This window comes from Isoptericola aurantiacus, from assembly GCF_044769875.1.
In the GTDB taxonomy this organism is placed as follows: Bacteria; Actinomycetota; Actinomycetes; order Actinomycetales; family Cellulomonadaceae; genus Isoptericola; species Isoptericola aurantiacus.
In genome coordinates this window covers 43,976-56,399 of record NZ_JBJBAE010000005.1, presented here as the reverse complement: position 1 = coordinate 56,399, position 12,424 = coordinate 43,976, and the positions used below count along the sequence as shown (strand labels likewise).

11 protein-coding genes are annotated in these 12,424 nt (G+C 75.4%); all 11 read left to right on the top strand.

Annotated elements, in window-relative coordinates; genetic code table 11:
• The first annotated feature begins 55 nt into the window (after positions 1-55).
• The 11 genes from ACIQLL_RS14010 (at position 56) to ACIQLL_RS13960 (ending at position 12,422) form a co-directional block, all read left to right on the top strand.
• Positions 56-1,183 carry a zinc-dependent metalloprotease gene (locus ACIQLL_RS14010; RefSeq protein WP_402468278.1) on the top strand — a complete coding sequence of 376 codons (1,128 nt, stop codon included), beginning with the start codon at positions 56-58 and terminating at the stop codon, positions 1,181-1,183.
• 66 nt (positions 1,184-1,249) lie between these two features.
• Positions 1,250-2,368: a tRNA lysidine(34) synthetase TilS gene (tilS, locus tag ACIQLL_RS14005; protein WP_402468275.1), complete on the top strand. Its 1,119-nt coding sequence runs from the start codon at positions 1,250-1,252 to the stop codon at positions 2,366-2,368.
• Between the two features lie 4 nt (positions 2,369-2,372).
• Complete coding sequence (gene hpt, locus ACIQLL_RS14000) at positions 2,373-2,924, top strand: hypoxanthine phosphoribosyltransferase (protein WP_402468273.1); 552 nt, start codon at positions 2,373-2,375, stop codon at positions 2,922-2,924.
• A gap of 119 nt (positions 2,925-3,043) precedes the next feature.
• On the top strand, positions 3,044-5,143 hold the full coding sequence (gene ftsH, locus ACIQLL_RS13995; RefSeq protein WP_402468270.1) for an ATP-dependent zinc metalloprotease FtsH: 2,100 nt from the start codon (positions 3,044-3,046) through the stop codon (positions 5,141-5,143).
• Positions 5,144-5,773 (top strand): GTP cyclohydrolase I FolE, encoded by a 630-nt coding sequence (gene folE, locus ACIQLL_RS13990; RefSeq protein ID WP_449768909.1) that lies wholly within the window; start codon positions 5,144-5,146, stop codon positions 5,771-5,773.
• Positions 5,774-5,776: 3 nt separating this feature from the next.
• Positions 5,777-6,733 (top strand): dihydropteroate synthase, encoded by a 957-nt coding sequence (gene folP, locus ACIQLL_RS13985; RefSeq protein ID WP_402468268.1) that lies wholly within the window; start codon positions 5,777-5,779, stop codon positions 6,731-6,733.
• Positions 6,730-8,655, top strand: coding sequence for a 2-amino-4-hydroxy-6-hydroxymethyldihydropteridine diphosphokinase (gene folK / locus ACIQLL_RS13980; protein WP_402468265.1), 1,926 nt, complete (start codon positions 6,730-6,732; stop codon positions 8,653-8,655). Before folP ends, folK begins: the two co-directional genes overlap by 4 nt.
• A 1-nt stretch (position 8,656) precedes the next feature.
• Entirely contained in the window at positions 8,657-9,130 is a 474-nt protein-coding gene (locus ACIQLL_RS13975) for a DUF3180 domain-containing protein (protein ID WP_402468263.1), read from the top strand.
• A 51-nt stretch (positions 9,131-9,181) separates the two neighbouring features.
• Positions 9,182-9,691: a PH domain-containing protein gene (locus ACIQLL_RS13970; RefSeq protein WP_402468260.1), complete on the top strand. Its 510-nt coding sequence runs from the start codon at positions 9,182-9,184 to the stop codon at positions 9,689-9,691.
• Positions 9,688-11,445, top strand: coding sequence for a PH domain-containing protein (locus tag ACIQLL_RS13965; RefSeq protein WP_402468258.1), 1,758 nt, complete (start codon positions 9,688-9,690; stop codon positions 11,443-11,445). The genes ACIQLL_RS13970 and ACIQLL_RS13965 overlap by 4 nt, the downstream gene beginning before the upstream one ends.
• On the top strand, positions 11,442-12,422 hold the full coding sequence (locus ACIQLL_RS13960) for a Rossmann-like and DUF2520 domain-containing protein (protein ID WP_402468255.1): 981 nt from the start codon (positions 11,442-11,444) through the stop codon (positions 12,420-12,422). Before ACIQLL_RS13965 ends, ACIQLL_RS13960 begins: the two co-directional genes overlap by 4 nt.
• Positions 12,423-12,424 lie beyond the last annotated feature (2 nt).

Sequence of the window (12,424 nt, the reverse complement as noted above, 5' to 3'; positions counted from 1 at the left end):
CCGGCCCCGGACGTCGCCGACCCGCGGGGCCGACGGACGCCGCTACGGTGGTTCCGTGACCACCTCGAGCGCCGACCTCGTCGACTGGCCGACCGCCGCCCAGATCGCCCGCCGCGTGGCCCGGCCCGGGCCGGTGGCTTCGCGCACCGAGCTCGACGACCTCGTGGGAGGGCTGCGCGCCGCCGCCGACGACGCCGTCCCGCACGTCCAGCGGGTCACCCGGATGCGTCCTGCGGGATCCGTGGTGCGCCAGCGGGACGCCACCGGTCGTTTCACGCGCCGGGTCCGGGTCGGCCGCCCCGACCTGGGCGACGTGCGCGTCGTCGACCGCGCCACCTGGGCGCACGCCAACACGCGGTCCATGTCCGCCCTCGTGGACCCCGTGCTGGCCGGGCTCGACCCGCCGGCGCGGCCGGCCGAGTCGGCCGCCGCCCGGCTCGCGGGCGCCGCGGAGATCGGCGGGCTGCTCGCGCTGCTGTCCGGCAAGGTCCTCGGCCAGTTCGACCCGTACGGACCCGGGCGGCCGGTCCTGCTCCTGGTCGCCCCCAACGTGCTCGCCGCCGAGCGTGCGCTGCGGCTCGACCCCCGCGACTTCCGGCTGTGGGTCTGCCTGCACGAGCAGACCCACGCGATGCAGTTCGCGGCGGCGCCGTGGCTGGCCGACCACCTCGCCGGCCGGCTGTCCGCCCTGCTCGGCGCCGTCACCAGCACCTCGCTCGGCATGGCCCGCGCCCCCCTGCGGGAGAAGGTGGCGCTGGTGGGCCGCACGCTCCTCGACGCCGTCCGGGGCGACCTCACCACCCCGCTCGACCAGGTCGTCGGGCCCGAGCAGAAGCGGGAGCTCGCCGAGATCACCGCGGTGATGGCCCTGCTGGAAGGGCACGCCGACGTCATGATGGACGCCGTCGGCCGCCGCGTGGTGCCGTCCGTGCGCACGATCCGGGCACGGTTCGAGGCGCGACGCGACGGCGAGGGCGCCCCGCGGGCGGACGTCGTGCTGCGGCGTCTGCTCGGCATGGACGCCAAGCTCGCGCAGTACCGGGACGGCGCGGCGTTCGTGCGTGCCGTCGAGGGGGAGGTCGGGCGCGACGGACTGAACGCCGTGTGGGCCGCACCGGAGAACCTGCCCACCGCCCGGGAGATCGCCGACGCCAGAGCCTGGGTCCGCCGGGTCCACGGCTGACCGGGTGCCGGACCGTGACCCCGCCACCGGGCGGGGCCGCGACAGCAGTCTGAGACGGAGGCGCACGTGGCGCGGATCGACCCGGCGCTGGCCGCCGCCCGGCTGGCGGTCCGCGGCGAGATCGCCGACCTCGGCCCGCAGGACCTGGTGCTCGTCGCGTGCTCCGGCGGACCCGACTCGCTGGCGCTCGCGGCGGCCGTGGCCACGGAGTCGCGGCGGGTCGGCCGTTCCGTGCGCTCCCGCGGACATGCCGTGCGGGCGGGTGCCGTCGTCGTCGACCACGGGATGCAGGCCGGGTCCGACGACGTCGCGGCACGGGCCGCGCGGCAGTGCCGCGACCTGGGCCTCGACCCGGTGCTGGTGCGGTCGGTCGACGTGACGGCGTCGGGCGACGGTCCCGAGGCCGCCGCGCGGACGGCGCGCTACGCGGCGCTGGAGGCCGTGGCGCGGGAGACGGGAGCGCGGGCCGTGCTGCTGGGCCACACCCGGGACGACCAGGCCGAGCAGGTGCTGCTGGGGCTGGCGCGGGGCAGCGGTGCCCGGTCGCTCGCCGGCATGCCGCGACGCCGGGGGCCGTGGCGACGCCCCCTGCTCGGTCTGGGACGGGTGCAGACGGCGGCGGTGTGCGCCGCCGTCGGTCTCGAGCCGTGGCACGACCCCACCAACGAGGCCACCGACGGCCCCGACGGCGGCGCCCCGTCGCCGTTGCGCTCGCAGGTGCGCGGACGGCTGCTGCCCGCGCTGGTGGAGGTGCTGGGCCCGGGGGTCGGCGAGGCGTTGGCGCGCAGCGCCGATCTGCTGCGGGACGACGCGGACCTGCTCGACGCGCTGGCCGCGGAGCTGCTGGAGCGTGCGCGTCGCACCCGTCCGCCCCTCGACGCCCCCGCCGGGGCGGCCGGTGCCGGAGGCTCGGGAGAGGTGCTGCTCGACGTGGAGGTGCTGGGCGCCGCCCCACCCGCGCTGCGCCGTCGTGCCCTGCGCTCCGCGGCGCTGGAGGTCGGGTGCCCGGCGGGGACGACGACGGCGCGTCACGTCGCGGCGCTCGACGCCCTCGTGGTCCGGTGGCGGGGGCAGGGGCAGGTGCACCTGCCGGGTGACGCACGCGCCGGGCGAGCGTGTGGCAGGCTGTCCCTGCGACCGGCCCCGCCCGGCACGCACCCCCTTGCCACGTCTGAGGAGGAGTGACCTCGTGGACCAGTCGGACGTCTCCGGCGACATCGCCCACATCCTGCACACCGAGGCCGAGCTCGGAGGGCGCCTCGACGAGATGGCCGCCCAGATCGACGCGGACTACGCGGGCAAGGACCTGCTGCTGGTCGGTGTCCTCAAGGGCGCCGTGATGGTGATGGCCGACCTCTCGCGCCGCCTGCACCACCGAATCGAGATGGACTGGATGGCGGTCTCGTCCTACGGGTCCGGCACCAAGTCCTCCGGCGTCGTCCGCATCCTCAAGGACCTCGACTCGGACCTGTCCGGCCGCAACGTCCTCATCGCCGAGGACATCATCGACTCCGGCCTCACGCTGTCCTGGCTGGTGCAGAACCTGCGCTCCCGCGGGCCGGAGACGGTGGAGATCGCGACCATGCTGCGCAAGCCGGAGGCTGCCAAGGTGGACGTGGACGTCAAGTACGTCGGCTTCGACATCCCGAACGAGTTCGTCGTCGGCTACGGCCTCGACTACGCCGAGAAGTACCGCAACCTGCCCTTCATCGGGACCCTCGCGCCGCACGTCTACTCGTGACCCGCTGACGCCCTGGGCGAACATCCGTCAGCACCGAGGGAACTTCCCGCGGCACGGTGTAGTTTCGTGTGTCGAACCATCGCCCGACCGAAGGGAAGCGGGGCACCGCCCCGTCACGGATGAACCTCAAGAAGATCTTCAGCGGACCGCTCGTCTGGATCGCGATCGGCCTCGTGCTCGTCGCGCTCGCCTTCTCGGCGTTCTCCGGTGAGCGCATCGAGCGGGTCGAGACCTCGCAGGGGCTGGAGCTCCTGGACGGTGACACGGTCGACCACGCGCTCATCGTCGACGGCGACCAGCGGGTGGAGCTCGAGCTCAGCGAGCCCTACGTCACGGACCCGGACACCGACGACGAGCGGGACTACGGCGAGAAGGTCGACTTCTTCTGGGTCGCGCCCCAGGGTGAGGACGTCGTCGCCGCGGTCGAGTCCGCCGACCTGCCCGACGGCTACGACACCGACGTGCCCCAGCCGTCGTTCCTGGGCTCGATGCTGTCCTTCCTCGTGCCGTTCCTCATCATCCTGGTCATCTTCTGGTTCGTGATGTCCCGGATGCAGGGCGGCAACAGCCGGGTGATGGGCTTCGGCAAGTCCAAGGCCAAGCTGCTCAGCAAGGACATGCCGCAGGTCACGTTCGCCGACGTGGCGGGCGTGGACGAGGCGGTCGAGGAGCTGCACGAGATCAAGGAGTTCCTCGCCGAGCCGGAGAAGTTCCAGGCCGTCGGCGCGAAGATCCCCAAGGGCGTGCTGCTGTACGGCCCGCCCGGCACCGGCAAGACCCTGCTGGCCCGCGCCGTCGCGGGTGAGGCCGGCGTGCCGTTCTACACGATCTCCGGCTCGGACTTCGTGGAGATGTTCGTCGGCGTCGGCGCCTCGCGCGTGCGGGACCTGTTCGAGCAGGCCAAGAACAACGCCCCGGCGATCATCTTCGTCGACGAGATCGACGCCGTCGGACGCCACCGCGGCGCCGGCATGGGCGGCGGTCACGACGAGCGCGAGCAGACGCTCAACCAGATGCTCGTCGAGATGGACGGGTTCGACGTCAAGACGAACGTCATCCTCATCGCCGCGACGAACCGCCCCGACATCCTCGACCCGGCGCTGCTGCGCCCGGGCCGGTTCGACCGCCAGGTGGCCGTCGAGGCGCCCGATCTCAAGGGTCGCGAGCACATCCTCAAGGTGCACGCCCAGGGCAAGCCGATGGTCGAGGAGGTCGACCTGGTCGGCGTCGCACGCCGTACCCCGGGGTTCACGGGTGCCGACCTGGCCAACGTGCTCAACGAGGCGGCGCTGCTGACCGCGCGCTCCGGTGCGCAGCTCATCGACGACCGCGCCCTGGACGAGGCGATCGACCGCGTGATCGCCGGTCCGCAGAAGCGCACCCGCGTGATGAAGATCAAGGAGCAGAAGATCACCGCGTACCACGAGGGCGGCCACGCCCTGGTGGCGGCGGCGATGCGCTACACCGACCCGGTCACCAAGGTGACGATCCTGCCCCGTGGGCGGGCGCTCGGCTACACGATGGTCATGCCCACCGAGGACAAGTACTCCACGACGCGCAACGAGCTCCTGGACCAGCTCGCCTACGCGATGGGGGGCCGCGTCGCCGAGGAGATCGTGTTCCACGACCCCACCACCGGCGCCAGCAACGACATCGAGAAGGCCAGCTCCATCGCCCGCAAGATGGTCATGGAGTACGGCATGAGCGAGCGCGTCGGCGCGATCAAGCTCGGCTCCGCGTCCTCCGAGCCGTTCCTCGGCAAGGACATGGGCCACCAGCGCGACTACTCCGAGGCCGTCGCCGGCACCGTGGACCACGAGGTCCGCCAGCTCGTCGAGGCCGCGCACGACGAGGCGTGGGAGGTGCTCACCGAGCACCGGGACGTCCTGGACCACCTGGTGCTGCGCCTGCTCGAGGCGGAGACGCTCAACCAGGCGGAGCTGGCCGAGATCTTCGCGCCGGTGACCAAGCGCCCCGCGCGCGACGTCTGGCTCTCCAGCGAGGAGCGCACCGTGCACACCCGTGGCCCGGTGATGACCGCCGGGGAGAAGGCCGCCTACTCGACCAACGGCGAGCGCGGCGGGCTGCCGCAGGACGAGGCCGCCGTCGTCGGCAACGTCGAGGCCGAGGAGGCCGCCTCGCACGACGTGTCGACGCGCATCGCCCGCGCGGGCGGCGAGGAGGAGAACGGGACCACGGCGGACGGCGAGGGGGCCTGAGTGTCCGAGCGCTCCCTGCCGCTGACCCCCGTCTCGATCGGCGTCCGGCCGGCGGCCGAGGTGCCGCCCTACGACGCCGAGCGGGCCGAGGCGGCGGTGCGCGAGCTGCTGCTGGCCGTCGGTGAGGACCCGGACCGCGACGGGCTGCGGGACACGCCGGCCCGCGTCGCGCGCGCCTACCGCGAGATGTTCGCCGGCCTGCGCCAGGAGCCGGCCGAGGTGCTGACCACCACCTTCGACATCGGCCACGAGGAGATGGTGCTGGTCAAGGACATCGAGGTGTACTCGACCTGCGAGCACCACCTGGTGCCGTTCCACGGCGTCGCGCACATCGGGTACATCCCCAGCACCGACGGCAGGATCACGGGGCTGTCCAAGCTGGCCCGGCTGGTCGACGTCTTCGCCAAGCGCCCGCAGGTCCAGGAGCGGTTGACCACGCAGGTCGCCGACGCCCTGGTGCAGCTCCTCGACCCCCGCGGCGTCATCGTCGTCGTCGAGTGCGAGCACCTGTGCATGTCGATGCGCGGGGTGCGCAAGCCGGGCGCGCGCACCGTCACCTCCGCGGTGCGGGGCGGCATGCAGCACGTCGCCACCCGGGCCGAGGCGATGAGCCTGATCCTGGGGCGGTAGCCGATGTCTGCTCGCGACGCCGCCGTCGCCGGTCTCCCGGAGCTCACCGCCGTCGGCCGCTGCCTGGTCATGGGCGTGGTGAACGTCACGCCGGACTCGTTCTCCGACGGGGGCGAGTGGTTCGCCCCCGACGCCGGGGTGCAGCACGGGCTCGACCTCCTGGCCGAGGGTGCGGACATCCTGGACGTGGGCGGCGAGTCGACCCGGCCGGGGTCGGCCCGCGTGGACGAGGCCGAGGAGCTGCGTCGCGTGGTCCCCGTCGTCGGCCGGCTCGCTGCCGCGGGCGCCGTGGTCTCGGTCGACACCACCCGGGCGGCCGTCGCCGACCAGGCCGTGGCCGCCGGGGCGCGGATCGTCAACGACGTCTCCGGGGGCCTGGCCGACCCGGACATGGCCGGCGTCGTCGCGCGGACCGGCGTCGCGTACGTCGCGATGCACTGGCGCGGCCACGCGGACGTCATGGACGACCTCGAGCGCTACGACGACGTCGTGGCGGACGTGCGCGACGAGCTCGCCGGGCGGCTCGCCGCCCTGGCCGACGCCGGGGTCGCCCCCGAGCAGGTCGTCCTCGACCCGGGGCTGGGGTTCGCCAAGGCGGGGTCGCTGAACTGGCCCCTGCTGGCCCACCTGGACGCCCTGCACGCCCTCGGCCGCCCGCTGCTCGTCGGCGCCTCCCGCAAACGCTTCCTCGGTCACCTCCTCGCCGGCACCGGCGCGACCCGAGGACCGGACGTGCGGGAGCCAGCACCTCCGCTCGCGCGGGACGACGCCACCGCCGCGGTCTCCGCCCTGGCCGCACACGCCGGTGCGTGGTGCGTGCGCGTGCACGCCGCGCGTGCGAGCGTTGACGCCGTGCGCGTGGCATCCGCCTGGGACGCCGCCCGCACCCCGCAGGACCCGAGAGAACCGGGGCGCGACGCCGTCGTGCCGCCGGACACCGAGACGGAGGCCACCCCGTGACGTATGCCGATGCCGTACCCGGCCCGGACGGGCGTGCGCTCGACCAGATCCGCCTGTCGGGGGTGACCGCCACGGGCTTTCACGGGGTGCTCCCGCAGGAGCGCGCCGAGGGGCAGACCTTCCGCGCGGACGTCGTGCTGCACCTGGACACGCAGGCAGCCGCCGCCTCCGACGACCTCACGGCGACGGTGAGCTACGCCGAGATCGCCGACGACGTGCACGCGGTGCTCGCGGGTCCTCCCGCCGACCTCGTGGAGAGGGTCGCCGAACGTATCGCCGCCGTGGTGCTGGAGCGCCCGGCGGTGCAGGCCGTCGACGTGCGGGTGCACAAGCCGCAGGCGCCGATCGGGGTCCCGTTCGACGACGTCGAGGTCGTCGTGCGCCGCGACCGCGAGCGGATGCCGGTCGTGCCCGCCGTCCCCGCGGCGACCGGACCCGTCGCGGCCGCCGTGCCGCCGCCCCCGGCGCCGGACGAGGCCGCCGCCGCCCCCGCGACGCCGTCGGCCGCGGCCGTCGAGCCCACCCCGTCGGCACCGAGCGACCCGACGGCGCAGGTCGCCGAGGCGTACGCGGGTGCCGCGGACGATGACGCGCCCGGGGCGCCCGAGGCTGCGGCCGACCCGCTGGACGTGTCGCCGCAGCACCCCGTGGACGCCGTCCTGGCGCTGGGTGCCAACATCGGCGACCCGCAGGGCACGTTGCGCGCCGCGGTCACCGACATCGACCGGATCCCCGGCCTGCAGGTCATGGAGGTCTCGCCGCTCGCGCGGACCGCCGCGGTGGGGCCCGACCAGCCGGACTACCTCAACGCCGTGCTGCTGGTGCGCACCACGCTGCCGCCCCGAGACCTGCTCGGAGCCTGCCAGGAGGTCGAGCTGCTGCACGGGCGTGTCCGGGAGGAGCGGTGGGGACCCCGCACGCTGGACGTCGACCTCGTCCAGTACGGCGACCTGGTCGCCTCCTCCGACGATCTCGACCTGCCCCACCCCCGGGCGGGGGAGCGCGCGTTCGTGCTGGTGCCGTGGGCCGAGGTCGACCCGGGTGCCGTGCTCGTCGGTCTCGGCGGCGGTCCGGTCGGGCAGCTCGCGGCGACGGCCCCGGACCGCTCGGGCATCCGCTGGCTCGCGCTGGACTGGCTGACCGAGCCCGCCACGACGGGTGCCGTGCCGGCCCAGGCGGAGGCACCGCCGTCGGCGCCCGTGCCCGAGGCCCCGGCGGCGCCCCAGCAGCCGCCCGCGCCGCAGCAGCCACTCGCGCCGCAGCAGGTACCGTCCGCGCCCGACGCCGCGGCACCGGCGCCGCCGTCGGTCCCGCCGACGGGCGGCGAGCCCCCCGCCCCCGCCGCGCCGCCCTCGATCCCGGTTCCGCAGCAGGATCCGGCCCGCCCCGAGGGCACGGCCGGGCACGTTCCTCAGGCTGCGCCGACGTACCAGCCGGAGCAGACGGCGTTCGCCGAGCCCGAGGTACCGGCCTACCGTCCGGAGCAGACGGCATACTCGTCGCCGCCGGAGGCGAGTGCGTACCAGCCGGAGCAGACGGCGTTCGCCGAGCCCGAGGCGCCTGCTTACCGTCCGGAGCAGACGGCGTACTCGTCGCCGCCGGAGGCGGGCGCGTATCAGCCGGAGCAGACGGCGTTCCCCGAGCCCGAGGCACCGGCCTCGGGGGCCGTCCCGGCGTCCGCCCAGGAACGCCAGGAGCCGCCGCCCTACGTCCCGGAGGCACGGCAACCCGCCACCGCCGCGACACCGCCGCTCGCGCAGCGCCCGTCGGTCGCACCCGAGCCGCCGGCGTGGGCCGAGCCGATGATCCCCTCGGCCTACGCCGCGCCACCGTCCTCCGCCGAGCACGCGACCGTGCCCGCGCCGCACCCGCACCCGCCGATCCCGCCCGCGCCGGACGCCGAGCCGCCGGGCCGCCCCTGACGTGCGACGGACCCGGGTCCGTACCCTGGCGGTCCTGGCGGTGGCCGTCGCCGCCCTCGGGTTCGTGCTCCTGCGCCTGCTCGAGAGCCGGGGCGTGTTCGTCCCCGGCGGCGCCTGGGTCGAGGTCGTGGCGCTCGCCCTGCTCGCCGCGCTCGTCCTCCGGGCCGGCTGGGGGGTGCGGAGCTATCTGCGCGGTGACAAGCCGGGCCTGGACCCGTTGCGTGCCGCCCGCACGTTCGCGATGGCCAAGGCCGCGGCCTACACCGGTGCGCTGCTGACCGGGCGGTACGTCGCGCACGTGCTGGTCGTGCTGCCGCAGCTCGACGTCGAGGCGCGACGGGACCAGGCGATCACCTCGGGAGTGGCGGCGCTGGCCGCGATCGGGCTGACCGTCGTGGGCCTCGTGGTCGAGAAGTTCTGCGAGATCCCGCCGCCCGAGGACGAGCCGGACTCGACCGAGGCCGTCGCCCCCTGACGGGTCCGGCCCGGTGGGCCCGCGCCCCGGTATTGGTGGAAGGATGGGCCCATGACCGCAGATCAGCCCGCCCCCGCCCCCGGTGGCCCGTTCGACCCGAGCGGGGTCGTCTGGTCGCCGGTATCGACCCGGCTGACGACGGCGCGGGTCGTCGTCCTGTGCTGCTGGCTGGGTGTGCCCCTCGTGGTGTGCGCCCTGCTGGCCGTGCTGCTCACGCCGTGGGTCTGGATCGGTGCGGGCGTGCTCGCCGCGGCGCTGGCGTGGGCGCTGCTGCTCGTGCCGCGCCAGGTGCGTGCCATGGGTTACGCCGAGCGCGACGACGACCTGCTCGTGCGCCGCGGCATCCTGTTCCGTGAGCTCGTCGTCGTGCCGTACGGCCGCATGCAGTTCGTGGACGTCACCGCCGGTCCGCTGGACCGGCGTCTCGACATCGCCAAGGTCCAGCTCCACACGGCGTCGGCCGGCACCGACGCGACCATCCCGGGGCTGCCACCGCAGGAGGCGGAGCGGCTGCGTGACCGTCTCACCGCGCGAGGCGAGGCGAGGTTGGCGGGTCTGTGAGCGAGCACTCCTCCCCGGGGACCCCGACGTCGGGCGGACCGGTGCCGGACGCGTCGGTCGCGCCCTCTCCCGGTCCGGAGCCGCAGTGGCGGCGGGTCCATCCCGTCACGCCGCTCGTGCGCGCCTGGGCGGCACTGGTCGCCCTGCTGTTCATCCTCGGCAACCAGGCCCTGGACGCCCTCGACTCGATCGACGAGGTGGCCGGTCAGGTGGTGCGTCTCTGGTGGGTCGCGGCGCTCGGGCTGCTGCTGTTCCTCGCCGCGGTCGTCGGGTTCGCCTGGCTGGCCTGGCGCATGACGACGTACGCGGTGGACGACTCCGCGGCGCACCTGCGCAAGGGCATCCTCTTCCGCCAGCAGCGTCACGCCCGGCTCGACCGGCTGCAGGCGGTGGACGTGCGCCAGCCGCTCGTGGCACGGCTCTTCGGGCTGGCCGAGCTGACCCTCGAGGTCGCCGGCGGCGCGGACTCGGCCGTCAAGATCGGCTTCCTGCGTCTGTCGGACGCCGAGCAGCTGCGCGCGGAGATCCTCGCGCGGGCCGCGGGGGTCAAGGCTCGCCGCGCCCGGGAGGTCGACGGGCCGGCGACGGGTGCCGGCGCCGGGAGCGCGGCCGACGTCGCCCGTGCCGACGTTCCCGCGGCTGCCGGCCCCGGTGGGGTGGCCGGTGCCGCGGCGCCCGACGTCCCCGCGGCGCCCGACGTGGCCGAGCGTGCCCGACCGACGTCGGGGCCGGGCGCCGGCCCCGACGGCGGGACGGTGGCTCCCGCCGTCGAGGCGCCGGAGAACGCGGTCTACGACGTCCCGCCCGGTCGCCTGGTGGTCTCCCTGCTGCTCCTGCCGGGACTGTGGGTCGTGGTGCTCGCGGTCGTCGCGCTCGGCGTCGTGGTGGCCACGACGCGCAGCTTCGGCCTCCTGGCCTCCGTCCTGCCGGGCCTGTTCGGCGTGGGCGCGTACCTGTTCGGCCGGTTCGCGGGGGAGTTCGGGTTCCGCGCCGCCATCTCACCGGACGGGATCCGCCTGCGTCACGGCCTCCTCGAGACCCGGGCGCAGACCATCCCGCCGGGGCGCGTGCAGGCCCTGGAGCTCACCCAGGGCTGGTGGTGGCGCCGCCGGGGCTGGTGGCGGGTCAAGGTCAACGTCGCCGGGTACGGCACCCAGGGGCAGAACGAGACGCAGCACGTGCTGCTCCCGGTGGGTCCGCGCGACGAGGCCCTGACGGCCCTGTGGCTCGTGCTGCCGGACCTCGACGCCGCACAGGTGGGTCCCCTGCTGGACGAGGGGCTGACGGGGGACGCGCGATCCGACCGCGCCTACGTCGCCAGCCCGCGCCGGGCCCGGCTGTTCGACCCGATCGGGTGGCGGCGCAACGGTTTCTGCGTGGCCGACCGGGTGCTGCTGCTGCGCGGGGGACGGCTGGTCCGCCGGCTGGTCGTGGTGCCGCACGAGCGCACGCAGTCGCTCGGCCTGGAGCAGGGGCCCTGGCAGCGACGCCGCGGCCTGGCCTCGTTCGCCGTGCACAGCACCCCCGGCCCGGTCTCCCCGAGCGTGCAGCACCTGGATGCCGACGACGCGGCGCGCCTGCTCGCCGAGCAGTCGGTGCGGGCCCGGGCCGCGCGCTCCCACCAGCCGCCCGAGCGTTGGATGGAGCAGGTCGCCTCGCTCCCGGCCGTGGCTGACGCGGTGCCGTTCACCGGGCCGGCTCCCGTGCCGCCGACGGCCCCGCCGGTCCAGGACCGGCCGGAGCAGGACGCATGACCGCCGTGCCGTCGTCGGGCGCCGCGGTGCCCGGCGACCCGTCCACCCGTCCCGGCCGGCTGGGCGTGGGGGTGGTCGGCGCGGGCCGCGTCGGGGCCGTGCTGGGCAGCGCCCTGCGGGCCGCCGGGCACGCCGTCGTGGGAGCCAGCGGCGTCTCGGAGGACTCGCGCGAACGGATCGCCACGCTGCTGCCGGGGGTACCGAACCTGACGATCGACGAGGTCGTGGAGCGCGCCGAGCTCGTGCTGCTGGCGGTGCCCGACGACTCCCTGGCGGAGCTGGTCGCCGGCCTGGCCGAGGTCGGGGCCTGGCAGCCCGGGCAGCTCGTGGTGCACACCTCGGGCCGCTACGGCGCGGACGTCCTGGCCCCGGCGCAGCGTGCCGGGGCCATCCCGCTCGCCGTGCACCCCGCGATGACGTTCACCGGCACGTCCCTGGACCTGTCCCGCCTGGAGGGCTGCACCTTCGCGGTGACGGCCCCGGCCGCCGTGCTGCCCATCGGCCAGGCGCTCGTGGTGGAGGTGGGCGCCGAGCCCGTCGTCGTGGACGAGGCGGCCCGCGGGCTCTACCACGCGGCCCTCGCCCACGGCTCGAACCATCTGGTGGTGCTGGTGGCGCAGGCGGCGCAGGCGCTGGAGGCGGCAGGCGTCGACCGGCCCGGACGGGTGCTCGCCCCGTTGCTGGGCGCGGCCCTCGACGGCGCCACCCGGTCCGCGGACGCCCGGGAGGGCGTCGGACCGGGGGCGATCGCGGCCCTGACCGGACCGGTCTCGCGCGGGGACACCGGCACCGTGAGCACCCACCTGGCGGCGCTCGGCGACCTGGCCGCCCGCACCGGGGCGACCGACGTCCCGGCCACGTACACCGAGCTGGCGCGCGGGGCGACGCGGCGTGCGCTGGCGAGCCACCGGATCGACGACGTCGCGGCCCGCGCGCTCCTCGACGTCCTGGACGACACCGCACAGGAGCACCCGTGACC

Excerpts from the sequence above, each read along its gene's own strand:
- folP (WP_402468268.1), top strand. The coding sequence starts at position 5,777 with ATGTCTGCTCGCGACGCCGCCGTCGCCGGTCTCCCGGAGCTCACCGCC.
- ftsH (WP_402468270.1), top strand. The coding sequence starts at position 3,044 with ATGAACCTCAAGAAGATCTTCAGCGGACCGCTCGTCTGGATCGCGATC.
- ACIQLL_RS13960 (WP_402468255.1), top strand. The coding sequence starts at position 11,442 with ATGACCGCCGTGCCGTCGTCGGGCGCCGCGGTGCCCGGCGACCCGTCC.
- ACIQLL_RS13970 (WP_402468260.1), top strand. The coding sequence starts at position 9,182 with ATGACCGCAGATCAGCCCGCCCCCGCCCCCGGTGGCCCGTTCGACCCG.